18 protein-coding genes are annotated in these 24,438 nt (G+C 52.9%); 8 read left to right on the forward strand and 10 right to left on the reverse strand.

The window, feature by feature from the left end:
• The coding region (locus AC0QTX_RS24885) for a hypothetical protein (RefSeq protein WP_474606494.1) at window positions 1–193 on the reverse strand (193 nt) is incomplete at its 3' end.
• Window positions 194–1,008: 815 nt separating this feature from the next.
• On the opposite strand from AC0QTX_RS24885, the gene AC0QTX_RS24890 reads away from it, so the two are divergent.
• The 4 genes from AC0QTX_RS24890 to AC0QTX_RS24905 all read left to right on the forward strand — a co-directional run bounded on the left by AC0QTX_RS24890 (window position 1,009) and on the right by AC0QTX_RS24905 (window position 6,155).
• Window positions 1,009–1,671: a hypothetical protein gene (locus AC0QTX_RS24890; RefSeq protein ID WP_474606495.1), complete on the forward strand. Its 663-nt coding sequence runs from the start codon at window positions 1,009–1,011 to the stop codon at window positions 1,669–1,671.
• Window positions 1,672–2,115: 444 nt separating this feature from the next.
• The gene (locus tag AC0QTX_RS24895; RefSeq protein ID WP_474606496.1) at window positions 2,116–3,645 is read left to right on the forward strand and encodes an oligosaccharide flippase family protein; all 1,530 of its coding nucleotides are present in this window, start codon (window positions 2,116–2,118) and stop codon (window positions 3,643–3,645) included.
• A gap of 277 nt (window positions 3,646–3,922) precedes the next feature.
• On the forward strand, window positions 3,923–5,275 hold the full coding sequence (locus tag AC0QTX_RS24900; RefSeq protein ID WP_474606497.1) for a polysaccharide biosynthesis/export family protein: 1,353 nt from the start codon (window positions 3,923–3,925) through the stop codon (window positions 5,273–5,275).
• A 94-nt stretch (window positions 5,276–5,369) separates the two neighbouring features.
• Window positions 5,370–6,155, forward strand: coding sequence for a metallophosphoesterase family protein (locus tag AC0QTX_RS24905; RefSeq protein WP_474606498.1), 786 nt, complete (start codon window positions 5,370–5,372; stop codon window positions 6,153–6,155).
• Between the two features lie 103 nt (window positions 6,156–6,258).
• On the opposite strand, the gene AC0QTX_RS24910 is transcribed toward AC0QTX_RS24905, so the two are convergent.
• Together AC0QTX_RS24910 and AC0QTX_RS24915 are read right to left on the reverse strand one after the other, a co-directional pair.
• Entirely contained in the window at window positions 6,259–8,553 is a 2,295-nt protein-coding gene (locus tag AC0QTX_RS24910; RefSeq protein WP_474606499.1) for a polysaccharide biosynthesis tyrosine autokinase, read from the reverse strand.
• Window positions 8,554–8,783: 230 nt separating this feature from the next.
• A complete protein-coding gene (locus tag AC0QTX_RS24915) occupies window positions 8,784–9,569 on the reverse strand; it encodes an O-antigen ligase family protein (protein ID WP_474606500.1) in 786 nt (261 codons plus the stop codon).
• Between the two features lie 759 nt (window positions 9,570–10,328).
• On the opposite strand from AC0QTX_RS24915, the gene AC0QTX_RS24920 reads away from it, so the two are divergent.
• The 3 genes from AC0QTX_RS24920 (at window position 10,329) to AC0QTX_RS24930 (ending at window position 15,104) form a co-directional block, all read left to right on the forward strand.
• The gene (locus tag AC0QTX_RS24920) at window positions 10,329–12,356 is read left to right on the forward strand and encodes a heparinase II/III family protein (RefSeq protein ID WP_474606501.1); all 2,028 of its coding nucleotides are present in this window, start codon (window positions 10,329–10,331) and stop codon (window positions 12,354–12,356) included.
• 7 nt (window positions 12,357–12,363) lie between these two features.
• The gene (locus tag AC0QTX_RS24925) at window positions 12,364–13,515 is read left to right on the forward strand and encodes a GNAT family N-acetyltransferase (protein WP_474606502.1); all 1,152 of its coding nucleotides are present in this window, start codon (window positions 12,364–12,366) and stop codon (window positions 13,513–13,515) included.
• Window positions 13,516–13,841: 326 nt separating this feature from the next.
• Window positions 13,842–15,104, forward strand: a complete 1,263-nt coding sequence (locus AC0QTX_RS24930) for a GNAT family N-acetyltransferase (RefSeq protein WP_474606503.1) — start codon at window positions 13,842–13,844, stop codon at window positions 15,102–15,104.
• 48 nt (window positions 15,105–15,152) lie between these two features.
• On the opposite strand, the gene AC0QTX_RS24935 is transcribed toward AC0QTX_RS24930, so the two are convergent.
• The 5 genes from AC0QTX_RS24935 to AC0QTX_RS24955 all read right to left on the reverse strand — a co-directional run bounded on the left by AC0QTX_RS24935 (window position 15,153) and on the right by AC0QTX_RS24955 (window position 20,647).
• Window positions 15,153–16,019: a glycosyltransferase gene (locus AC0QTX_RS24935; protein WP_474606504.1), complete on the reverse strand. Its 867-nt coding sequence runs from the start codon at window positions 16,017–16,019 to the stop codon at window positions 15,153–15,155.
• Window positions 16,020–16,106: 87 nt separating this feature from the next.
• The gene (locus AC0QTX_RS24940; protein ID WP_474606505.1) at window positions 16,107–17,006 is read right to left on the reverse strand and encodes a polysaccharide deacetylase family protein; all 900 of its coding nucleotides are present in this window, start codon (window positions 17,004–17,006) and stop codon (window positions 16,107–16,109) included.
• A 120-nt stretch (window positions 17,007–17,126) separates the two neighbouring features.
• The gene (locus AC0QTX_RS24945; RefSeq protein WP_474606506.1) at window positions 17,127–18,446 is read right to left on the reverse strand and encodes a glycosyltransferase family 4 protein; all 1,320 of its coding nucleotides are present in this window, start codon (window positions 18,444–18,446) and stop codon (window positions 17,127–17,129) included.
• A gap of 147 nt (window positions 18,447–18,593) precedes the next feature.
• On the reverse strand, window positions 18,594–19,670 hold the full coding sequence (locus AC0QTX_RS24950) for a glycosyltransferase family 4 protein (protein WP_474606507.1): 1,077 nt from the start codon (window positions 19,668–19,670) through the stop codon (window positions 18,594–18,596).
• A 95-nt stretch (window positions 19,671–19,765) separates the two neighbouring features.
• A complete protein-coding gene (locus AC0QTX_RS24955; protein WP_474606508.1) occupies window positions 19,766–20,647 on the reverse strand; it encodes a heparin lyase I family protein in 882 nt (293 codons plus the stop codon).
• 669 nt (window positions 20,648–21,316) lie between these two features.
• Between AC0QTX_RS24955 and AC0QTX_RS24960 the strand changes: the two genes are divergently transcribed.
• On the forward strand, window positions 21,317–22,225 hold the full coding sequence (locus AC0QTX_RS24960) for a GNAT family N-acetyltransferase (protein WP_474606509.1): 909 nt from the start codon (window positions 21,317–21,319) through the stop codon (window positions 22,223–22,225).
• Here the strand turns inward: AC0QTX_RS24960 and AC0QTX_RS24965 are convergent.
• Together AC0QTX_RS24965 and AC0QTX_RS24970 are read right to left on the reverse strand one after the other, a co-directional pair.
• The gene (locus AC0QTX_RS24965) at window positions 22,219–23,460 is read right to left on the reverse strand and encodes an FAD-dependent monooxygenase (protein ID WP_474606510.1); all 1,242 of its coding nucleotides are present in this window, start codon (window positions 23,458–23,460) and stop codon (window positions 22,219–22,221) included. The genes AC0QTX_RS24960 and AC0QTX_RS24965 overlap by 7 nt on opposite strands.
• A gap of 306 nt (window positions 23,461–23,766) precedes the next feature.
• Window positions 23,767–24,438: calcium-binding protein (locus AC0QTX_RS24970; protein WP_474606511.1), on the reverse strand; the 672-nt coding region annotated here is incomplete at its 5' end.

Raw genomic sequence — 24,438 nt, forward strand, 5'->3', positions numbered from 1 at the left:
GGCCCTCCGGTTGGGGTTTTGCTGATGCAAAACTCGCACCCTTGGCGCGGGGTGGAGCAGCCCGGTAGCTCGTCAGGTCGTCGTGCAGGTGCGCATCAAAGCCACCCTCCCCCTTATGGTATAAGCTCGATTTTTTGACCTGCCAGTCCGCTTCAGCGGACCTGCCGCTCGCCTCCTCCGTCAACTGGTACACCTCTTGAGGGATGTCTCCTCTTTGTGCCCAAAGCCAGGTTTCGAGGTGGCAGCCCGCGCAAGCGTGCACTGAGCGCGCCGAACGAGACGCTCCCGGCAGGAAGGACAAAAAGCTGGTGGCAGCTACCCTCAGGGTACTACCGGAAGTCAGCCTCATAATACTCCAGCGTGTGCGATGCTGAGCATTGCATAAAGGCATATGGAAATTGCTCCAGGTCTATCTCTCTATTTAGGCAATAATATACAGCCCCTATATTGAGGTAGAAGACATATCCCTTTGAGAGTTATTTTTTTATTTTAAAGTACGCCATCATACTTTCTCTGTCGCTTTCTCAGGGAGAGCCATGGGGTTTGCCCTGAACAATGCTTGTGCTCTATTAAACTGCCGAGAACTCTGGCTCGGTTTCTAGCGAGGTTTGCGCCATGCAGTATCTCAATTGGGACGGTACATTCGCTTTCGATCCATGGAAGGATACCGGAAGCCCAGGAGATCCGCCAAACGAGCGAATGGGAGGGCAAGTTGCGCTCTCGAGTGGTAAGTTTCTATTGTATGTGATCAGCTGTAACTATTAGTAAACCTCGATCCTCGTCACAACGAATTTAACCCTTGGCGAGTGGTCGAGTGTGGTTGCAAGGCCAAGATGATAACCAGTGCCGCTGGACCGGCTCGCCCTCAGCAAAGGTAGATTGAGAGCGCTGGAAGAGGGTCGATCCTCTGATCTGGCTGGCAGGTAGGAACAACCAAGTACAAATTATGTAATAAAAATATACATAGACTTTCTACAGGGCAGCTTATGGATATAAGAGTTAGCTACTATGCGCCAACACAGCCTGAAATCTATATGGAATATTGGTGGCTTTACCCGCCTCATCTTGACGGTGCTGGCTTGCAACTTGATGTTCTTGCTTCTGATCCTGCTTATCGCAGATTATACAGGCATTGGTCCGACAGGTTTTTACAAAGATCCAAATGTCGTCGCAAGACAGTTCTTCGCCATCGGTTTAATGTCCAATATCGGCGCAATCGGCTGGGTAGCGGCGGCTGGCATTGCGCTGTTCACCTCCATCGTGAAACTAGCATGGAGGCGAAGCGACAGAGACGCACAATCTTTATTTCTATTGGGTCTGCTCACATCTTGGCTTGGCTTGGATGATCTTTTGATGATCCATGACGGTCTGGCGGCCTATATTGGCGTGCCGGAACAAGTATTCTTGTTTATCGAAGCTCTTCTTGGATTAGCATGGATCGCAAGTGCCGCCCGCACCACATCTTCATTCCACCGTGATCTCCTCCTTCTGATCCTTGCATTCATCAGCCTAGGCGCTTCACTTCTCCTTGACCAAATTCTGGATATCTTTGGGTTCAGCTTTCGGGGCATGGGTCTTCTTGAAGACGTCTTCAAGCTCATCGGTATTACTTTCTGGGCATTATATACAATTCGACTATCTGTCATGCAAATCGTAGTCCTGAAACCCTAGCATAGGATAATATCCTCACAAAAGGGTCCGTGCATTTCTGCGTTTGTTGAACTTCTGAAAAAACCCAAGCAGGCGAGCGTTACAGACCATCTCGGTGTCTTCATTACCGCCTCCCGGCGCGAGTAGCCAAAGTCCTTGAGCAATCGATCGTAAGAACTCCGCTGGTTCCTGTCGATGCCACAGTCTTCGAGACGTAAGCGCACGGGGCTGCCAGACGGCAGGCGCTGGCCCTGTCGCGCTCCGGCCCGATCCCATGCTGGAATATGCGTCTTTGAAATACGGCTACTACTATTGAACCTGATGTCTCGAACCAATTCCTCAGCGAGAGGGAGGGATTTGGGGTACCATAACAGCAAGTTCATTGCATGCGCCTAAGGTTGTGTTCCCTTAACAGGGAACTTCAACAGCCACAGTTGCAATGCATTTTAGACTCTGAGTAAGTGGATGTCATTCGACACGAGCAAACCTACAAATGTCCAAGAAAATGACAGCATCAAAGCTAGATCGCTGATGAGAAGTTTAGCGGGGGCTGTCGCTGTTCTCGCCTCCGGCACCGTCGTTGGCCAAGCAATTCTCCTGCTCAGTTCTCCGCTGTTAACGCGCCTCTACACGCCCGAGCAGTTTGGCATTCTGGCTGTCTACTCGGCAATCATTACGATCCTGAGCACATTCGCGACTCTCGGATATCACTCAGTTATTCCATTGCCTCGACGCAACGAAATGGCAGCAAACGCCTTAAGCTTGGCACTTATCTGTGTTGCCGCGATCAGTCTTCTTTGCGCACTCGCCCTTTCTTTGGCAGGCGATCTCTTAGCCAGCGCTCTTGGAGCACCAGAGGTCTTAGAGGTCCAATGGTTGATCCCGCCCGGCGTCATGGGCATAGGAGCTTTGACGGTTCTCACACAGTGGAATGTTCGCCGTCGAAGCTTTGGGATTCTTGCTCGTATCAGGGTAGCGCAAGCGGTCAGCCAAACAGCAGTCCAGGTCATCTCCGCATTCACCCCAGTTGCAACTTTCGGCCTCCTCTTAGGCAACCTGATTGGCCAGACCGCAGGAGTCACCACTTCTCTCCGCAAGCTCATCCAGAGCGACGCTCATCTTTGGCGGTACGTGAGATGGAAACGTATCAAGTTTCTGGCTAAGCACTATTGGAGGTTTCCTGCGCTGTCTATCTGGGGCTCCCTGGCATACTCAGCCAATAATCATGCCCCGGCCTTCATTATGTTCTCGATGTTCGGCCTTTCGACTACAGGCTTCTACATGTTGGCTCAGCGTGTCGCCATGATGCCGGTTGTTCTGTTGAGCACCGCAATGAACCAAGCCATCTACCGGACCCTGGCGGATTTCAGGAAAAGGCCCAAGGCAGTAGGACGCGCAGTCGCAGAGCCTGTACGCATGCTGACGAACCTGATTATTGCTCCGATGATCCTAGCTGCGACGATCGCTCCTTACCTGACAGGCTTCGTGTTCGGCTCCAGTTGGCAGGAAGCAGGACTTTACCTGCGATGGTTAGCCCCATGGTCTGCGGTCACACTTATCTTCGGTGTCATGTCGCCGATTCCGTTAGTCATGGGCTTTCAGAAAATGGCTGTCTTCTTCCAAGTTACTTCACTGCTGTTGAGCATGGCAGCCATGGTGATATGTGGTCATCTTTGGGGGTCTGTCGCTGCGATCGCCGGCTTCGCCATCATGAAGGCTGCGAGCATCACACTTTATAGGATTCACATGCTGCATCTGCTGCATGTTCCAGTTGCTCCCATCATCGCAAATCTCATTCTCCAGGTGAGCTTCTTCTCTCTCTGCTCGTGGCTTGCAGTCTCCCTATATGGTTCGACCGGAGCGGGCGACAGCACACGATGGGGCGCCCTGACTGCAGTTCTTGGTTTGGCCACCGTCACATATGTGGCGGCGAACCTGTTCCTTCAGTTCTATCCTCGCAAAGAAGGACGCAGCATATTGAGCCTGAAAACGTGACCATGTAACGGCAGAAGAGTCTTGCCGCATGAAATGAAACAACAGGTCTAGGCTCTTGAATCACATCTTCCGGCTGAGAGCATGAAAACGATAGGTCCCGGAAGGATTACCCCTGTATGCCTGATATTCCCCTCCCCAGCACCACAAGATGAGCTTCAACAACAGAGCGCACTGGTGAATAATACGAGGTCTCTTTAGCTCTCCTAGGATGGGCTAACAGTCAGATGCTGTCGCAGAGATACTCGCAGCGTACTGCGTTGATATGGGAAGTGTTAGGATGATGATGGCGAGAGACTTCCTGAAAAGGCAAAAGCGGCGTAGCCGAATGGCTCAACTCGCGTGCGTAACCCTGATCGGCGCTGTCTCTCAGGCAGGCGCAGCGGATTATAAACTTAATACTGGCGACGTCCTTGAGCTTTCTGCGATCAGCGTTTCTGACTTCCGACACCGTGCCTCAGTAGGTTCGCAAGGTGAAATCCGTCTGCCATTGGTCGGAGAGATCAACGTTCGGGATAAATCAGTCGAAGAGGTCCTGCGTATCGTACAGGATCGCATACCGACTAAGATATTGCGGCGGCGAGCCCAGGATGGAAGCGGATACGACGTCGTAATCGATAAGGATGAGATCACTCTCGTGGTCGTCGAGTACAATCCTATCTACATAAAGGGCGATCTTGCGAAGCCGGGCAGCTATCCTTACAGACCTGGCCTCACCGTCCGTCAGGCTCTCTCTCTCGCGGGTGGATACAATGTCCTACAAACCCGTACGGACAATTCCTATCTGCAAAGTATCGAGCTCAGAAGCGAGCAGGACGCCCTCCTGAGCCAACTCGCAAGAGACCGGGTAAGGGTCAGGTACATCGAGGCGGAATTGGGTTTTGATGGAAAGGTTCAAGAAGCTGCTGAAACGCCGCCGCAGTTTCGGAACATCGAAGCGCTGGAGGTTGAGCAGCTCAACAAAAGCCGGGCGGATTTTGATAAGGAAAGGAAACATCTGACTGAGGCAGCCGGGTCCCTCAGCGCCAATCTTGCGATTCTAGAGAAGCAGATGAGAACGGAAGCGGAGAGGGCAAAAGTCGATCAAGATGAGCTTGAACGAGTTGAGAGTCTTGTCGCAAAAGGAATGGCTCCAGTCACCCGCCTAAGCGACACACGGCGGCTTCTTCTGCTCTCCGCAAGCCGCGCTACAGAGATCGAAGCGAGGACTGAGCAAGTTCGTCAGAGGCGGGCGGAGGAGCAGCGCAAGCTCGAAAGGCTCGTTGATCAGCGCAGGATTGATCTTCTCAAGGACCTTCAGGATACGCGGCTTAGGCTTGCTGATACACAAACCAAACAATCATCCGGTGTGGAGAAAATGCTGTACATCGGGGGACTTCAGGCGCAAATGGCCGGCGGCACAGTCGTTGTTCCCGAGATCAGTATTTTCAGAAAAACTCAAACCGGATCGACGCGCCTGCCTGCGACTGAGGACTCCGAGCTGCTGCCGAGCGACGTGCTCGACGTCACTCTTCGCATGGAAACAAACTCGCCCCAGCAGACAGGGAGGCAGTCACCTCCCTCCAGCATGGAACAGGTTGAGCCCGAGCTGAAAAGAAGGTTGAGCGAGCATTTGCAGACGCCGAGACGATGACTTCGACAGTGATGTCCGCTGGCGCGAATGAAATCTGATCCTATATAGCATAGAGGCTAACATCCTATAGTAGCGGGTACCATGCCCACAAGAGATGCAAGACTGGCTGAGGAACTTGAGGTCCATCTTCCGCAGAAGCAGCTCTGATTTGCAGAACGCGCGGGTGCCGAGCGGTTGGAGGATCTATGCTGTCGGAGATATCCATGGTTGCGCCGATCTTCTGGGCGAGCTCAAGCGGCTGATAGTAACCGACCTTTCAAGATATCCTTGCAACAATAGCCTAACAATTTTCTTAGGCGATTACATAGATCGGGGGCTACACTCGAGAGACGTCATTGAGATTTTGGCGGCAGGATTGTTTCCCACTCCAATAATTCCTCTCTGTGGAAATCATGAGGCAATGCTGCTCGCGTTCTTGCAAGAGAATGACAGAGGCGGCTTCTGGCTGAGAAATGGCGGTCTCGAAACGTTGCATTCCTATGGAATCGATCTCAGCAACACGCGATATCAGAAGGCCATAAGCATGGCACCGGCCGATTTGGCCAATGTGCTTCCGGAATCACATACGTCATTTCTGCTCAGCCTTCGACTCACGTTCACAGTAGGAGATTACTTCTTCTGCCATGCTGGCGTGCGGCCAGGTATTCCGCTGCAGAATCAACGAAAAGAAGACCTTCTCTGGATACGTGGTGAATTCCTTAAATCGAATCTGTTGCACGAGAAGGTCATTGTGCATGGCCACACACCCGTACGTGAGCCGGAGATAAAGCCCAATCGCATTAACGTCGATACGGGCGCTTACATGAGTGGCATATTGACATGCCTGGTTCTCGAGGGATCGACTCAGCGTTTTATAGCGACTGGCAGTAACTATCCTTGAGGTGCCTCAACATCGGCGAAGTATCTTGTCGCAAGAAAGTGCCAATCAAAGCAAGCTCGCGCGGGCGAAGTTATACATTGAGGATGTGAGACCGAATGCAAGCTCAGCCATCGTCAGATTGATAATACTTGTAGTAGTTGCCTGCCTTTGAGGTTTCGATCTTTTTCAGTTTGCTTGAGTTAGCCTTGTTGAGCACAACGCCCAGTAATTTGCTCTCTACTGCCTCCGCGCCGCCCAGCGCCTCAACGATCATCTGGGGCGATGTCTGCCCCCACTCGATGACGAAAACGAAAGCATCTACTTGATGTGCAGCAGCCTTCGTATCAACCACCGGTGCGATCGGCGGAAGATCGATCACAATGTAATCGTAGTAGTTTCGGGCTATGGCAAGGAAGTTCGTCATTCGCTCCGATGCCAGAACATCACTTGTGTGCAGGACAGGAGTCTCCATGACCGCAGGTATGAAGTCGAGTCCGGTAACCGGATCGTGCCATATCGTTTCAGACAGCTGAGTGGTGCCGCTGAGCACCTCGAGAATTCCTGACGTCGCATGTGGAGCAATTCGCCGAGTCAGCGATGGATTTCGCAGGTCAGCGTCGACTAGGAGTGCGCGCTTTCCGCTGTGAGCCATGAGTTGGGATAGGTTGGATGCAATCGTCGACTTACCTTCCTCTGGCAGTGCGGAAGTCAGCCCGATGACCTTAGCGCCGCGGGGTGCAGGACTCGTGTCGATCGCAACCTTCACCGATCGAATAGTCTCGGCGAAGCGGGAGAATGGAGCAGCAACAACTTGTCGGGCCAGTCCCAGGTTGACCGGAACCATACGAGCTTCGGGTTTATTCAGACTCGCATCGGCTGGCGGCTGGGGGCTCACATTGGTGATCGTTGGTACTATGCCAAGGCATCTGACCCCCAGCACTTGCTCAACATGCCGGGCCGTCCGAAACACATGATCAAGGCCTTCTCCGAAGAAGGCAATCGCACATCCGAGTCCCGCTCCAAGAAATCCAGACACGGCCAAGACAAGGAGGGTCATTGGATGAGTCTTCTCAGCCCCTGAAGCGGCTGTGATAATTCTCGCCTCGGTGTTTGGAACCGACTGTAGCTGCGTTGCTTCTACGAAACGCTGCAGAAAGCTGTCGTGCAGTGTCCGGTAGGCATTTGCTGAACTCTCCAGTTGACGCAGTCCAATCTGGGCCTCTCGGGTTACGACATCCGTCCGCACCAGATCGTTGAGGCCCTGCTGGAGAGACTCTTCACGTTTCCGCGCGATCTCGTAATCACTCTTGTAGCTCTCGGCGATGCGGTTCATCTCTGCTTTTGACACATCCTGAATTTGCTGCATCTCCTTGCGAAGATTTGCTGCTGCAAGGTGGTCGGAGCCATAGCGGGATGCAAACTCAGCCTGTCGCTTAGCAGCCTCCACATACTGCTGCTGAAGGCGGTTTAGGACCGTATTCTGAAGGGAGTCGCCGACAGCCGCGTCATCGATGCCGCGCCTGCTGATATCCAAGATCCGATCAAGCCGGGCTTTTGCCTCGGCAGTTTGGGCCTTGGCAATACCCAATTGGGTGCTGATCTCCGAGAGTTGTTGCTCGCTCAGGAGTTTGCCGTCTGTTGAGGTCAAGCTGTTCTTGCTTCTGAATGCGAGCGCTGCCCGGTCGGCGGTTTCCGCCTCTTGGCGCAGTTCGTCAATCCTCTCCTTGAGCCATACCGTTGCGCGCTTTGTAGCTGTATGCTTGGACTGGAGTTGATCCTGGATATAAGCCTCGCCCACGGCGTTCGCGATCCTGGCCGCCTTATCACCATCAAGAGATTGGAAGCCGATGTTGACAACATAGCTTCTGTCCACGCGCTGAACAGTGAGACTCGATCTGAAGCGGTCAAGTGCGCGTTGCAGTAGAGGGTCGTTCCTGTTTGGCTTGCCAGTTTTCTCGTCCGAGGCGGAGATTATATTGATCACAGGAGCGGTTATCGACTTAACGATGCTCGTCGTCTCGGCAGTGAACTCCGGGTCATTTCGTAAGCCAAGGGCTTCGATTACGAAGAGGGCCACGGCTTCTGACTTCAGAACTTCAAGTTGGCTGTCGACGGCAGACGCATCGAAACTGAGCTCACTCATGACATTCTGCTGAAAAATCTGCATACGCCTGGCATCGAGCATCAACGTAGAAGTAGCGGTATACCGTGCAGGCGTGATGAAGAGATATATGCAGGCGATACACAAGGTTGCCGCTACCGAAGCCGCAATGATGTGCCAGTTGCGCCGGGTGAACTCTAGGATGAATGGCAACGCTTGAAATGCGCTGCTTGTATCTTCCGGGAAGGCCAGGTGCCCCGGACCATCCGAAGCGGACGGCAACGAATGGAACGGAACAAAGTTCTTGTGATGCTTCAAGGTTCTCATCTCCCTTGTAACAATCATACCGGCGACAGAATTCCAATGCAGACACTATTTCGAGGGAGCAGGAAAGCATCTAGGGTGCTACGGGATACTACAAAGCGGCTGCACCACTCCTTTCCTCTTACTGCTCATCCTCCTAATGCTCATTCCTCAGGCATCCAGGGGACCCGATCCCACACGACCTTAGCCTGGGATGCATTGGGCATTTCGCGCGTCGGCTCCTCTCAGGAGCGCGATAAAGATAGACCCGATCTGGAGGGGACAAAGGCCGCAGAGTATGTGCGCCTCGAGCTGAAACCTGAGAAATAGAGCATAAGGAGGATATTCGATTGATGGAAGATAACTCCATTGGTCACGAAGAGTACCAAGAACAATGCGATCGTCGGCAGTCTGTAGATCGGGGAAACTCTGGAGAGCAGAACACACCAAAGCGCGATCATAATCAGCGTGCCAATCAGCCCATATGCTACTAGAAGATTGAGCAGGTCGTTGTGAGCCATGAGCCTGAAATCCCCATAGAACCACACAGCGCCTCGCCCAAGCAGGAGTTCAAGCAACGTTGAGCGTTTGATCATGTCCAGGTAGTACGACCAGATCTCGGTTCTCCCGCTCGTGATGTTGGAAAGATCAGCCTCTAAGAAAGTGCGGTCGCGCCAAATCAGACGTTGCAGAAACCCTTCTACTTGGCTGGCTGCCATGACGAGCACCAGAGCCGTTAAGAAGAAGACGATGACTACTTTCCACGACAGGAATAAATCTCTCCGATAAACGATAAAGGCCAGCAAGTACCCCAGCAACGCGGATCGGACATTGAATACTCCTAGAATGATCGTGACGATGACGGGGAGAAAAATTCCTGTCCCCAACAAGATAATAGATGACTTTGCTATTGTTTGCGCCACAACATGAAATGGATTTTCATTCAAATAGGAGATCAGATCCTGTCCGACGGGTTGGCGAACCGAAAAAATTGCCAAGGTAACGACCAGGATCGGAATTCCGATCCTCATGAATCCTCTTCGAACAGAATTCAGGAGCGCTGGATCCGCACGAGAGAAAACCAAGAGAAAAATCACGGGGAAAAGAACTTGTGACGAGAAGTATAGCTGCGGTAGAGGCTTACCCGGAATCCACAACAGATTTGAAAAGCACGCAGCAATGAGACTTAGACAGCCGAATACCTCCAACCTCGAGAAGTTGGATCGCAAAGCCTGAGTCACTACTAAGATAAACGCTAGGCCTAATGACCCGGCAAGTGCCCAGGACGGCTTCTCTTCTGGAAACGTGATATCTATGATGTTGCGGGCAGCCAACATGAATACAAGTAGTCCTGCTAGCATCAAGAAACCTTATGGAAAAATTGGGCTTGCGCAGGCCTCATGATCGTAAATGTGCAGGTAAATCTGATCATTAGGCAGTTTATGTCTCTTGCAGATGGGCACCATTGCTATGACCAACGTTTGAAGTCGCTGGCACTGACATGTATTCTCAGGCAGTGACGCTAGGTTGCATGATGCATCGACCTTTCCAGGATAGCCTTTAGCTATCGGTGTAGACATGAAGATTCAGGAGTACCCCGGAAGCTAACATGCGCCTTCAGCAGGTCTCCCCTAGAATTCAGCAATGCCGAAAGTATTTTTTTGAGCGATTGCTTGGCGAGTAACATATCGCATCTATCCAGATCCGACGGCCTCTTGAACTGCCAGCGTCACTCTAGCGGATGTGTTTGCTGTGCCGTTTTTCGGCTTCCATGACAGGAGATGCCTAAGGTGCCTCTGAGTTTCGTGCAAAAGTTGAAGTGGTATGCGCACCGGCTCTCCGGCATGAGTCTGCTGGAGATCGTTCACCGTCTAGAGGAACAAGCAAAACGAGCCCATTCGCGATACACACGCAAGGGCTGGTCCAAGTTCGATGTCGGCGATGGCCTCCTTTGCACATTACCTGCATTCGCCCGTGTCATCGAGCAACCATGGACGGATGAACTCACGTCCATTCTGGATAAATCAGCCAAAGCATTCGTCGACCAGCGCATCACTTTGCTAGGCAGGGAGTGGCCCTCAGCCCAAGACCAAGAGTTTCAGACCAAGAGCTACTGGCACATCGACCCAGTCACTGGCACGTTCTGGCCTGGGGCGGACAGGTTCTGCTTTGACGTGAACTACCGTCACGATGCAAGCAAGGGAGACGTCAAGTTCGTATGGGAACTGAATCGTCTGCAGTTCCTCCAGCCTGCAGCTCTCATGGCGGCAAAGAAGAAGAACCCGCAACTCAGCCGCAAGGTATTACAGACTGTTCTCAGCTGGATGGAAGCCAACCCCCCGCTCACAGGGGTGAACTGGAGCTCTGGAATTGAAATCGCGTTGCGGCTTGTAAGTCTCGCCGTCATCGTCTCCGTAACTGATCGGGATTTGATTGACGAGTTTACAAGAAGGCGCCTTCGCGCCTTTGTGGCTGCGCATGCATACTGGCTCGCCCGTTTCCCGTCGTTGTTTTCGTCTGCCAACAATCATCGAGTTGCGGAGGGACTGGGACTTGTCATCGCTTCGGCGCTGGTTCCGGACCTGCCGGAGGCGAGCAAGTACCAATCCGAGGGAGCTTCGATTATCAGGGACGCTCCTATGTCCCAGTTCTTCTCTGATGGGATCGGTGCTGAACAGTCGCCGACGTACAGTGCATTTACTCTGGAGATGATTGCTGTCTCCCACGCTGTCATGAGTCCGCACGCGAGAGACCCCTCCCCTCGTCAGCAACTTGTAAATGCTGCATTCCATCTTTCCTCGATGCTTGATCAGAATGGCGTCTGTCCGAGGATCGGGGACGATGATGAAGGACGTGTTCTCGCAATATCACCCATTCGAGAAGAGCGTTATGTTGCGTCAATCACGGCTGCATTAGCAGGGCAATTGGACGAGCCGAGGTTATGTCCAGAACGGCGTGATGCCCATTGGCGTGATCTCCTGTTCTCCGCTCCAGTAACAGGTGCTCCTCCCCAAGACGGGATCATCACATTTCCGGAAGGGGGGTACACCATAGCACGAGAAACGATCAACAACCGCAACATCTTACTCGTGTTCGACCACGGGCCATTAGGCTTTCTATCAATTGCAGCCCATGGTCATGCCGACGCCCTGGCGATTTGGCTCCACGTTGACGGCGTACCGATCTTTGTGGATGCGGGTACATACCTCTACCATTCAGGTGGAGTGTGGCGCGACCATTTCCGATCCACGGGCTGCCATAACACTCTTGAGATAGCCGGTCACAGCCAGAGCCTCACTGCAGGCTCGTTCAACTGGAAGCACAAGGCCAAAGCATGGCTAGAAGACAAAAAGAATGAACCGCCCTGGAGCATAACCGCACGGCACGATGGCTACAGCACCCGGTTTGGGGTGCAACATGAGAGGACACTCCGAAGTACCCGCAGCGGCTTCATGATTGTGGATCAGCTTGATGGCGATCTGGAACAGATCCATTCCGCAAAGCAAAAGTTCCTGGTCAATCCATCTCTTCAGATCAAAAGAGAGGGGCACGGCATCGTCATCTTGCAGGATGAGAAGCCGCTTGTTCGCGTAACGAGCCCGAGTTGTGGCGACATACAAGTCAGCATGGGTAGTGCTGATGGTGATGCCTTCTACTCACCTGCCTTCGGAGCGAAGATCCCAGCACCAGAGATATCCATAGCGCCAAATGTTGAATCAAGCGAGATCGTGACGCATATCGAGATAGCACCGGGGCTCAAGGAATACAGCAGCAACGCGAGACATCGCGCTCTCGATACCAGTAGTTATGCACGGTGACAGCAGAATGGCCATCACGTTTAGGGTCCTTACGACAATTGACGATTTACGCCGCGTTGAACCGGAATGGAGGAAGCTTGAATCTGAAGACCCTCAATGCCCAATCATGGGGACTTATGCATGGATGACTCTATGGTGGGAAACTTTCAAGGACGCCCATTCGAACGAACTCGGCTATGAGAAAGAGCTGTTCATCTTATGTGCATTCATCGAGAATGAACTTGTAGCTGCAGCGCCATTCTTAAAGGTGAAGCGCCGTCGTTCAGGTTTTTCAATCACCTGTATCGAGTTCCTTGGCCAGCAATGGGGTGGTCTTTATCAAGACATTCTCAGACGTTCAGAAGTCACCATTGGAATCGAATCCTTCATAGAATATGCTCGACGCTATACAACGTATGATATCATCTTCCTCAAGCAAATTGCGATGCGCAGCGACCGTTTCGAAAGAGATAGGCTGATACCGTACTTCGCATGTCCTGAAATTCGGCTGGACCGGTACTCAAATTTCGATCAATTTCTAAGTACGTGCTCGAAGAAGCTCCGGGGCAATCTTCGTCAAGGCATCAGCAGAATGAAGAGGGAGAATCTCTCCTTCGAAACGCGAGCGGAGAAGGTCAACGAAGAGACAATCGAAGCCATCAAAGCGGTCTCTCGGACGAAACTTGCGGATAACAAACGCTGGCTCTGGGGTGATCCACTCAAAGAGCGGTTTTACCGAGGTCTATTCTCGAGCTTCGACTCTTTCGCAGCAATGATAAGCATTGACGGTAAACCAGCTGTCTATTTCGCAAATATTCTCCACCAATCGAGGGCATATTGTATTGACGGTGCATACGACAGGTCATTCCCGCGCTATGAACTCGGTAATCTTTCCGTCAACCAGAGCATCAAAGCAGCATTTGAGGCCGGCTTGATATCTCTTTGCATGGGACCGGGTTTAGACGAGTATAAGGTGCGACAAGCCAACCACTTAGAGTTCCTGTGCGCCTATGTCGAACGCGGCAATTCATTCTTTGGCAGCGTAATCGGCTGGCTTGCCGCAAAAGCAGCTCATCGCCGGTCGAAGACCTTCAAGGAGAGCGTTCAGTCAGTTTCCCTGCTGAAGGACCCAGCCTCGAAGTTGCAGGACAAGCGTGAGGAACATGAGAGTGCGATTTAGGTCAAACACATCATCTACGTTTGGCCTCCCTGACGGCTAAGCCAAGGTTTCACTGTGCAGATCAGAACTGTTAGGCGACTGAAGAGAAGTCGACTATTCAGGAGACAAAAGGAAAAAACGAAGTCTCAGACATTTGGGAGCATCAGAGTAACATCACCCCTGCGGACTAGCCACCTTGCTCTACTTGCAAGCACAAGGTTCAAGTTCCAACATAGCAATAAGCAGTCTTCAAGGGAGCACATTCTTGAGTCAGATCTCTGGGGTACAGTTCAGACTTGCCACCTGCGCAGACCTGAAGACCGTAAGTACCGGTGCGGCTCCCAGTCATGAGTGAATCCGCTCAGTCTCAGGAAGTTGTCGTCACAACCGTGCATGACTTTGATGCACTCCAGGAACACATTGGTGCTTGGTCCCGCTTGGCGTGCGATGCGCCACAAGGTCTTCCAATTCTATTGCCGGCATGGGTATGCGCCTTTCTCCAGCACAAGTTGGCACCTAACGAACAATGGATGTGCTCCTTTGCTTATGAGGGAGAGCGTCTCGTCGGCGTGTTGCCAATCATTCTCGGACCACACCCTTTGCTGGGGAAGGACTGGCCTGTACTGCGCACCCCTTCCGACAAGCATACTCCCTCCGCAGATGTACTGTTGGCTCCGGATATGCCGACAGCTTCTTTCAGTGCTCTTATCGCAGAGCTCGACAGGCAGGTTCCTAAGCACCTCGGGCTTGATCTGAAGGGTATACGGAGCAATTCACCACTCTGGCAGGCCTTGAAAGGAGGTTTTCAAGGCTATTATGTGCGCTCTGGTTTTCGATTCGAATATTCATTTCTCGACGTGAGTGGGAGCTTCGATCTCTATCTGTCTGGCTTTCAGAAGATGAAAGCCAACCTCAAACGCTTCCGAAAGAAGCTCGAACAGCGAGGTCAGGTTTCGGTTGAGATCGTAAGGGGCTCCTCGGCAGGAGTTGAGCTACTGCCTGAGTTTCTGCAATTGGAGGCTTCAGGGTGGAAAGGCAGAACACAGACAGCCATTCTCTGTAACCAGCATGACGAAGCTTTTTATTCTACTTTCGCTGCGATGCTCTCTGCAGAGGGTCGGTTGGAGTGGCATCTTATCCGGGTAGACGGGCGCTTGGTTGCAGCCCAGTTCTGCTACCTGTGCGGCCGCTCTCTGATTCTGGACAAATACGCGTTCGACGAGGAATTCGCAGAGTGCCGGCCGGGAACACTTCTGACGGAACTCACCTTTCGCGAAGCATTTGCACGTGACGATATCGCCGAGGTAAACCCGGTGAGCAGCGCATCTGCTCACGAGGTTTGGCATATGCCCAAGGACGAGTACGTCAACGTGCATCTCGTCCGCCGTCGGACCATCCCTCTCCTGACTCAATATCCTCGAGTTAGGATGCAGTCCTTATATCAGGATAGACTGCGCCCTCGAATTCCAGCTTTCGTCCGCCAGGCTTATCGCGAGTTCAAACGTAGGGGTGACCGTAAGCCGAAGCGCGCTGCGGAGATTGCACAACGGACACGTCAGAATTCAGAATCCAAGGCTGCACTGCCGCCCAAAGTGACAGACCAAGGATAATATGTCTTGAGTGAACCTCGTGTATTGCAGCCGCGTGTAGGGCTACGCCTACCCTCTGGCGATACGCTTCTTGATCCCCTTACTAACCATTCTTTTGAGGATCTCCTTCCACACGTGATAAGGAGCTCCCGACCTTGATGCCGCGGCTAGGGCGTAAAGGCCGTCTCCTGCACGTGAACTGGGCAGCATAAGATACTTCTGTACCAGTTGAGCATCTTGGGATGACCACGCTTCGTGCTTTCGTATAAATGCCTGATAGCCCGCATTCTTAGTGGTTGAATTGCCAATTCGCGCATGACCATTGGAAAGCAGCACGACTTGCAGCGGCTCCTGCACAATATGGACCGGGCCATATGCCCTCACTAGGCGTATCCATAAATCATAATCCTGAGCAGATTTGAGGTCAGGATCAAAGCCTCCGAGCCGCTGGAACACGTCCTTTGACGTGAGAACCTGGTTCCCTAAGCAATTGTAATAATTCAAGTCCCGTGAGGTGATCATCTCGGGCTTCCAAAGCTTCACGCGCGGAAGATCCCCTGGCCTTCTGATAACTAAATCCTGCGATGCTACACTCGCTGCTTTTCCTGATCGGTGCGCTCTCAGCAGCTTCTCGATGCGATCTTCCATGAAGTAATCGTCATCATCCAGGCCTGTGACGTAGACACCTGCTGCCCGAGTTAGAGCAATGTTCCTCGCCCTCGGAGCGCCTTGAGGAGAGTCATTCCGAACATAGGTTATACGTAGATCGCTGTTTTGCATGGCTTGCACGTATTCTGATGTCCCATCATCAGAAGCATCATCAACGATGAATATCTCCAGTTCTCTGACTGTCTGCCTGAGACATGACTCCAGAGCTTTCTGAAGGAGCGTCAGTCTGTTGCGCGTCGGCATGTATATGGTAACGACAGGATCCACAGCACGCCCTCTCAAGAAGCCAAATCCTTGCAGACGAAATAATCCCTACTCAGCCTGCTTTCGATACACTGATGGGATTTGTCCATTTCAAAACTGAGGAAATTTTCCATTGAAACTCCCTCTCCTTGAATACTGCATGAAAGCGGGAAGCTGGGTCATCTGAACGTCCAGCCAGTTCAAGGAAGCATCATCGGCAATAGGAATTCCCTTCAGGCGGAAAAGATCGCTTGTATGGTCATTCCAGCCGAGATCGCAGGTGCGGGCGCTGCGGTATCCCACGTTCTTGGCGACGCGGATTGAGCGTTCATCATAGTTCCCGTTAGGGAACGAGAGGTGTTCACATGATCGCCCTGTGATCGCTTCGATCTCCCGTTTTGATTCCTCAATCTCCTGTGAGTTCTCTTCGTCGGTGCATCGAGTAAGGATCGGGTGGAAGCGAGTGTGCGACTGGATGTCTGCTATCTTGCCCAAATCACCAAGCTGCTCGAGAGTTAGAGCTCTTCTCTCGTTCCACTCAGTATCAACCGAAAAACCGACTTTGGAAAATAGACGCCGTTTCTCCGAAGCAGATAACCTCTTTGCGGCTTCAACGCCGAAGTTTCTGATATCTTTATGCTGCCACCAGAACATTCTTTTTGTCCCGACGATTGCGCTGCAAACATATATCGTGGGCCGCACGTTATGCTTATGAAGTGTGTCTATAAGTGCATGATTTCCGACGTGGCCATCGTCAATTGTCAGGACGAGAGATGGTTGTCCGCTAAAGGGAGTTCTTCCTTCGATCCTTCTGCAAAGATCGCTCAAGCTGATGAACGTATAATCCTTCTTCAGGTGCTTGATGTGGAGATCTAAGACGGCTGGGGTGGGATCATGATAAATCAGTATGCCACATCCGGCTCTTCGTACCATGGAGTTCGCGAGTGAGCTGAGTCCGGAACGAGCGAGTGCGAAGCCAATGCTGTTCTTAACCGTGCGCTTGAGCGGCATTCCATACCTCAGATGTCGAACGAACACTCATAGACAGCGATCCTACAGGCCTTCGTCCGTTTCAGAGCTTTGCGCGGAGAGAGACGGGGATCTTTTGCACATGTCCGGCTTAGTTCCTTATCATCTATGTGATAGGTTGAAGATCTGACGAAATCTGTGAAAGGGCTTACGCTCCTTGACCCGGAAGAGTGCATCGTAAGCGGCAAGGAGTTTCGGCTCCTCATACTGCCATGCAAGCTCGTCATTCACCCGCTTCTTTCCGTACTCCCCCATGACGCGTCGCCGCTCGGCGTCATCGACAAGTTGAAGAATCTTTTCGCCGAAATCCGTTGTGTCTGTATTTCGTGCATAGAGTGACGCGTTCTGAGCCGATACTCGTCCCTCGGTTAGGTCATATTGTACTATCGGACGTCCGACAGCCATGTACTCCATTATTTTGTTCATTGTCGACTTGTCGTTCATAGCGTTGGGACGATCCGGGTTGACGCAAACGTCAGCTGTCGAGAGAACCTCCAGGAGGACTACGTCTGCAACAGTTCCCGTGAATGTAATAAAGTCGGCTACCCCGATCTGACCGGCTAGACTGACGATCTCTTTCCAATTCGGTCCGGAACCCATGATGGCGAAATGGATGTCATGGCGTCCGCGTTCCTTTACGATGTGACGGATAGATTCAAGCAGGAGATCCAAGCCCTCCTGCTCACCGATAACACCGATATAGGCTACCAAGTACTTCCTGCCGTTCTTCCACTTATCCGCTGTAGCCACCTCCCGAACTCTGTCCAAGTTAGGACCCGACCTCACTGTGAAAACGGAAGCTGGAGATTTCCCTCCCCTGTCTATTGCAATCTGGCGATAGGAGTCGTTGGTTGCGATCGACACATCCGCCAGGCGAAAAGTGAGACGCTCAAGGTAGAGGAGCGTATGCCAAAGCATGCCCCTGCGGTTGAACTTTGCCTCGAAGAGTTCAGGGTTGAGATCATGATGATCGAAAAGGAATTTTACTCCGAAGAATGCCTTCCAGAATGCTCCTATGAGGAAGATCAAATCGGGAGGATTGCAGCCGTGAATGATGTTGAATCCATGCTTCCGATAAATCTTAATCGAAAGGATGAACTCCCAATAGAGAGCACTTGCGTATTCGAGCAGATACCCAAGCTTCCCCTTCGCTTCCAAGGGAAGAGGATGTCGATAAATGTGAATGCCGTCGATCATCTCATAGGCATCTGTGTTCATCCGGCCCTGAGGGCATATGATCGACACGACATAGCCTGACCTTTTGAGTGTCGACGCCTCTGCCCAGACGCGTCGGTCGAATGGCACCGACAAATTTTCAACAATCATGAGAACTCGGCCTTTCAGCCTGCAGTTTTCACGACTGAATGAGAGCGCTTCTCCGTCCGCCGTGCTTTTTGAAACACAAGCTGTACTATCTTGCATGCGATATCCTACCAACTTGTGGAGCTAACCGAAGGACCGGCTTAGTATGCCTGATCCTCGGTTCGCACGCAGTAATCCTATGGAGTTTTCTCTCGACCATTTGGAATAGTCCAGCGTCAGTCTACTTAGACTCGCTGCAATATGCTGCTACCGTGGAGGGGAACGAAGCGGTACTTCGCGCGCCTCAAAGGAGCTTTCAGTCGTATGGCGCTCCGTTGCAGCCTTCATCCAGATCTCACCCAAATGCCTCACATAGTTGCATAACTCCAACTTTCTACGGTGCTGGGCCTTAGCGGCTTGCCCGAGCTGGGTTCGTAAGCCTCTGTCGCTTAGAAGGCGCTCGACCGCAGCTTTCAAAGCATCAGCGTCTCCCACCGGAACAAGAAGACCGTTGTGCTCATGTTCGAGAATATCAGGGATAGCACCAACGGGCGTCGCGACAACGGCTAGACCATGAGCAAAGGCTTCTACGATAGACATCGGCAAGTTCTCTCCCCTGGAGGGGAGAACGAGGACATCGGCTGTTTGCAGTAGTTGTTCCGTCCCTTGATCATCAACCCACCCCGGTACGGACACCTGCTCATCCAACCCGAGAGAGATGATGGATCGGCGTGTTGCTTCAACGTCGCCGTCACCAGCAAGTGTTGCTCGCCAATCTCCTGCCTTAGGCAGTCCGGATAGGGCGCGAAGCAACTCCGGGATTCCCTTATTCGCCCCCAAGCGCCCAAGAAATATAATATGCATTTTTTGATGCTCGGATCGTTGCATCGATTGCTGGCGCTTCGCGCCTGCCGTTGCATTCGGGAGAATGACGACACGGTTTTCGGCAGACGGCGTGTTTCGCCTAATCAGATCGGCCCAGATGGAGCCAAGCACGACGACCGCGGCCGCGCCTTCGAACATCTGATCGATGTACCGACGAAGTATGGGGCGCTGCGAGGACCAGAAGGTATGATAGCGCCCACTATGGAGATGAATGACGTAGGGGATGCGAAAAAGCCTACACACTAGAGCGAGTATTGATTTTCGCCAAGTGCTGCCATCAGCAGACAGATTTACGTGGGCGACATCACACTTCGAGATCATGCAGAGGAACAGGAGCTTCAGCACTGAAAACACGAAGCGAAGTGGCGCGAGCGGGGTTTGCTGACCACGGGTGATCAGAAAATGCACTGTTATGCCTTGCAGCGGGTTCCGTTCGATCTCGCCACGAACTGCATCCATGAGACGGTCGATACCCCCTTTTCCGCCTGGTCCGAGGGGCGTCATGACGATGACATGCAGGCTCCGTTGGGCGTTATCCGAAAAATTCCGCATGTCTAAGGAGAGCCTACAGAGGGGTGATCGCTGCTTTGCCCGTCATGCCTGTCTCCCTTCGATCCTATTTGTTTGATCGGAGTCCCTTCGGTCACGTTGATTTCAGCATATTGTACTGCAACGGGTTCAGGAGACGCGGACCGATAGATGCCGATCTTGAGATAGCCTCCTCTCTTATCGTTGTAGCCTAAGGGTCCTTGGTATTGGAGTTCTCGCTGACCATCGATCCATAGATTGACCAGACCGTCACCAAACGGATCGAATTTCAGTTCAAACCTAACATCATACCACCGCCCCCGCTGCAGCGGTGCGTCATCCTTCCAGAGTGTTTTGGCAGAGATGTTGCTGGTGCGAATTTCATCCGTCGATGAGCGAGCAACCACACGCATGATCTCTCCATTCACTTCGACCCCAAATGGTGGGCTGCCGCCACGCTCGCCGGAGTCGTTGCGATGGTGCACTTGGCCAAGGATCATCCAGCGGGAGGTCAAGGCAATACCGGGCTCGACCATGAACTTGTAGCTCAAAGTGTAGGTCTTACCGAACTGGATTTCCTTGCCGCTTGAGATCTCTGAACGCTCTACACTCGAGGAGTCGAAGCGCGGTCTGTCGCCGGAGCGCACCTCAAAGCGCATGGTCTTTCCGGAAGACTCAAAACTGTAAGCCGAACCGTTGTTTTGAAGCCCGGAATCGCTCGGAGTGAAATAGCTGGAATCTTCAGGTAAGAGGGACAATGACTGAGCTGCAGCGATATCTAGTCCGAGGATGAAGCTGAAAGCCACGAATGAATGCAGCCAAGCCATGCCCAATAAACGATCAGCGCACAACTGGCTGTCGGAGACGCGATAGAGCCTGTAATTTCGCTGTCGTCCTGAGAACTTCATTGCCTGGCTCCAGTCAGCCCTAAGTTTAATGAAGCGGCACAGGGTGTGGCTACATGAAATTGATACCTATTAAGGACAGAAAGATACCCTATCTGGTGACATCATTGCGATTCGAAACGGAGATTGCGCAGAGTATCCAAGATAGCAGGAACGGTGATGGATAAGTTCTAATCTTACGCATTGCGCCTTTCCACCCCGGCGAGCCCTACCTCCAAAGAGCATCTCGCTATCTACATTCTTTACTCGACAGAGCAGGCATCGTGGCCTTTAACTCAATGTAAGTAATTGCAAGAAAGTGTTGCTTTATCGATAGATAATCTAAGACGTTCCTTTCCAGAGTAGGACGCGGTCATGCCTCTGGCACCCAACAATGCAGGTTTTCGTACTCTCACAGTTAGTGATTTTGTCGCACTTACCCCGCACCTCGACGCTTGGGATAGACTGGCCTGTAAGGCGCCGCAGAAGAGCCCTACCCTTTTTCCCAGCTGGACAGATGCCTTTCTGAGGCACCGGCTTGAACCGAGGGAACGATGGTTTTGCAGTTTCGCCTACTTGGGAGATGAACTCGTAGGGGTTCTGCCAGTAATTTCTTCACCACACCCGCTCCTGGGGGAGAGCAGCCCCCTGCTTCGTGTTCCCTCAGATGAATTTACTCCTTCTGGGGACGTATTGCTGGTCCGTGACCATGCTCATGAGACCCTGCAAGGGCTTCTTGAAGAGGTCCGAAGGGAAATTCCCGGGCATCTTGGCATCAACCTAAGGGCTGTACGCAGCAGTTCGCCCCTGTGGCTGTCCCTCGAGAAGGGATTGACGGGATACATCGTCCAGAAGGGCCAGCGCTCCCACTACTCCTGTCTGGACGTGAGCGGCAGCTTTGACAGCTATCTCGCAGGCCTTGGAAAATTACGGAGCGACCTCAAGCGTTTCCGGCGCAAACTCGAAAAGCGTGGCAATGTGACAGTTGAGTTTCGGCAGGACGCAGGTGCGAACGACGATCTTTTCGGAGAGTTTCTGGCGCTCGAAGCCTCAGGTTGGAAAGGTCGCGCCGGTACCAGCATTCTCAGCGACTCCCGCGCCGTTGCTTTCTACGCCAAGCTTGCACTGAATTTCTTGGAAGAAGAGCGCTGGGAATGGCAGGCTATTCGCGTAGACGGACGCTTGGTTGCTGCAGGCATGGGCGTTCGATGCGGAGAAGCTCTGATGCTGCCAAAGTTTGCCTTTGACGAGGATTTCGCTGAATGCCGGCCAGGCAGCCTACTGACGAAAGAGATCATTGAGAATGCGTTCTCCCGACCCGATGTGTCGGAGCTCAATCCGATGAGCCGTCTCGACTGGGGCTGTCATTGGCGCATGAGCCGCGATGAGTATACCGACGTTTACCTTGTTCGGCGAAGCCCTCTGCCGATGCTGATTCAACTTCCCGCCGTCACGGCTAAATCCATATACCAGGATCGCGTGAAGCCCCGTATACCGGATATGCTCAAGAGAGCGCATGGACGGTTCAAGCGCCGAGGAGACAGAAAGCCACGCCGCGCTGCGGACACCAAGCAGGGATCGCCTGCCGTCCCCAATTACTGACGGACCGCACGATAAAGATTCGTTGCGACCTGACGCGCCGCATGGAGAGTCCGGTTCTGCTTGGTCACTCGGTCGAGGTGGCAGTAAATCCCAGGATGAATGTGATGCAGCAGCCTGGAGCGCCGCCCCAACATGAGCGTCAGGAACTCCGACGATGGGCGGTCGATGTAATCCTGGACATTCTCGAACCAGCGGGCACTGAGTCTGGAATCCTTGCAGATTTCCCGTATTTCTCGCTGCCGCTGAGCTTGGTACGAAGACATGGCCTCATTGATGGTGGGCTTGGTCCTGAGATGTGCGGCCAGGCACATTGTATCCTGAATGGCCAGCTGTGTTCCCGAGCCGATCGAGAAATGGGTTGTATGGGCCGCATCGCCCAGGAGAACCATCTTGTCGGCGAACCAGCATTCGTTCGTCACCCAGCGAAAGTTCAGCCAGGGGAGCTCGTCTTCGGGGTTGGTTTTGCAAACGAGTGAGTGTCCTGAAAGGTGTTCGCTGAATAGGCTTTCAAGCCGCCGGAGGCATGCATCCCGGCTCATGCGATTGAGTCCGGACCCTATCCAGGTTTCTGGGGAGCATTCTACAATCAGTGTGCTCATTTCTTCGTTGAAGCCGTAGGCATGGAACCATATCCAGCCGGCCTCAGTGGGCGCGAAACCGAATGTGAAGTTTCGAAAGACTTTCGTCGTCCCCAGCCAGACGTACTTGTTTTTTCCCGTGGCCACTTGGGTCCGGAACCTATGGGCGTTGAGTTGTCGAAGCCGACTGCCCGCGCCGTCTGCGAGAACAATCATGTCGGCATCAGCGAATTGCGCAGCGTTTTGGATCCTGACGTTGTATTCGATGTTCACGCCGAGGTGGAGTGCTCTCTGCGTCAATATGTTGAGGAGATCCTGCCGCTGTATGCTGAAGCCGGCTCCAGTTCCGCGCTGGGGTGGCGCTCCGTTCAGCTCAAGCACCTGATCGACCCACCTGAAGGAGCTGTCCAGAATCGCATGTGCGGATTCTGGATCGTTCCTCAATAAACCTTCAACCATCTTGTTGAAAAAGACCACGCCCCAGCCGTGAGTGACACCTGGATGGTTCTGCTCAAAAACCGTGATGTCGGCGCCAGGATCCTGCAGCTTCATCAGAATCGAGAAATAGAGTCCTGAGGGCCCTGCCCCGACGCAGGCAATTTTCATGGCATGTCCTTCGGCGAGTACAAGCTGCGGGGTAACTTGATCACTGTGCATAAGGATCTGCCGGTGTGCGGCTGGGTCCAGAAAACCGCTTGATCGAGCGCACCTTCGGAGAAGGGTATCATACCCGACACCACTTTCACCAAGAACAAGGAACTACTGCTTTCGAGACAACAGATGATGGAGAGGCTCGACTTCGGCCGCCTTCGTTGCGGATCTCTGCACACCACGGGACACAAGACATATCACTGCTCGTCTTGCTCACGTGATCATTCCATGCGCCGTGTGCCTGCTGACGTGATCCACTCAGAAAAAAGGCCACCCTTTCGGGTGGCCTAATCGAATAGAGCTTAGTGGATCTTAGATGATCACGAGGTCCGTGAACGTCAGTGTCGGCTTGTTCTCGAGGTGAGCAAACTTGATTGCCGCACCAGAGCCGGAACCATCCTTATCGTAGTACAGGTCACCGGTTGCCTTGTTGTATACGATGTAGTCGTTGCTCTGGAGTGCCTTCTCCCCGACGCAGAACCAGCTTGGCCTCAGCACCTTGTTGCTGTCGGTCAGCTTCGTGAAGATGGAATTCTCAAGATGGAGAGTATCGTAGGCCGGATCGAAGTCGACGATCGTATCGACGTTCTTCGAGCTGAGGCTGGTGTCGAACGTGATTGCGTCTCTGCCCGAGCCAGTGAAGATGAGGTCGCTTCCACCCTTCCCTGCGAGCTTGTCGTTGCCGCCCTTGCCGTCGATCTTGTCGTTGGAGGACGTGCCCGTGAGGCTGTCGCCACTGCTTGTGCCGGTCTTCGTTGCCGTTGTAACCGGCCGAGCGGAGGGAGCCGTCGTCGGCAGCTCGGGAACAGGAGCGGTCGGCAGTTCCGGAATTGGAGCAGGAGCAGGGGTGACTGGTGCAGTCGGTGGTGTGGGGGATGTCGACGTTGTCCCCTCGACCATTTGGATGTTGTCGTAGTTGACGGCCACGGTTTCGGACGAGGCCCTGCGGTAGACCCCCATCTTCAGGTAGCCGCCCTCATCGTC

This window comes from Microvirga sp. jy35 (genome assembly GCF_056148915.1).

Coding starts and splice junctions, on each gene's coding strand:
- AC0QTX_RS24925 (WP_474606502.1), top strand. CDS start 12,364: ATGGCCATCACGTTTAGGGTCCTTACGACAATTGACGATTTACGCCGC.
- AC0QTX_RS24955 (WP_474606508.1), bottom strand. CDS start 20,647: ATGAAGTTCTCAGGACGACAGCGAAATTACAGGCTCTATCGCGTCTCC.
- AC0QTX_RS24900 (WP_474606497.1), top strand. CDS start 3,923: ATGATGATGGCGAGAGACTTCCTGAAAAGGCAAAAGCGGCGTAGCCGA.
- AC0QTX_RS24930 (WP_474606503.1), top strand. CDS start 13,842: ATGAGTGAATCCGCTCAGTCTCAGGAAGTTGTCGTCACAACCGTGCAT.
- AC0QTX_RS24895 (WP_474606496.1), top strand. CDS start 2,116: ATGTCATTCGACACGAGCAAACCTACAAATGTCCAAGAAAATGACAGC.
- AC0QTX_RS24905 (WP_474606498.1), top strand. CDS start 5,370: ATGCAAGACTGGCTGAGGAACTTGAGGTCCATCTTCCGCAGAAGCAGC.
- AC0QTX_RS24950 (WP_474606507.1), bottom strand. CDS start 19,670: ATGGATGCAGTTCGTGGCGAGATCGAACGGAACCCGCTGCAAGGCATA.
- AC0QTX_RS24945 (WP_474606506.1), bottom strand. CDS start 18,446: ATGCAAGATAGTACAGCTTGTGTTTCAAAAAGCACGGCGGACGGAGAA.
- AC0QTX_RS24940 (WP_474606505.1), bottom strand. CDS start 17,006: ATGCCGCTCAAGCGCACGGTTAAGAACAGCATTGGCTTCGCACTCGCT.
- AC0QTX_RS24890 (WP_474606495.1), top strand. CDS start 1,009: ATGCGCCAACACAGCCTGAAATCTATATGGAATATTGGTGGCTTTACC.
- AC0QTX_RS24915 (WP_474606500.1), bottom strand. CDS start 9,569: ATGAGGATCGGAATTCCGATCCTGGTCGTTACCTTGGCAATTTTTTCG.
- AC0QTX_RS24965 (WP_474606510.1), bottom strand. CDS start 23,460: ATGCACAGTGATCAAGTTACCCCGCAGCTTGTACTCGCCGAAGGACAT.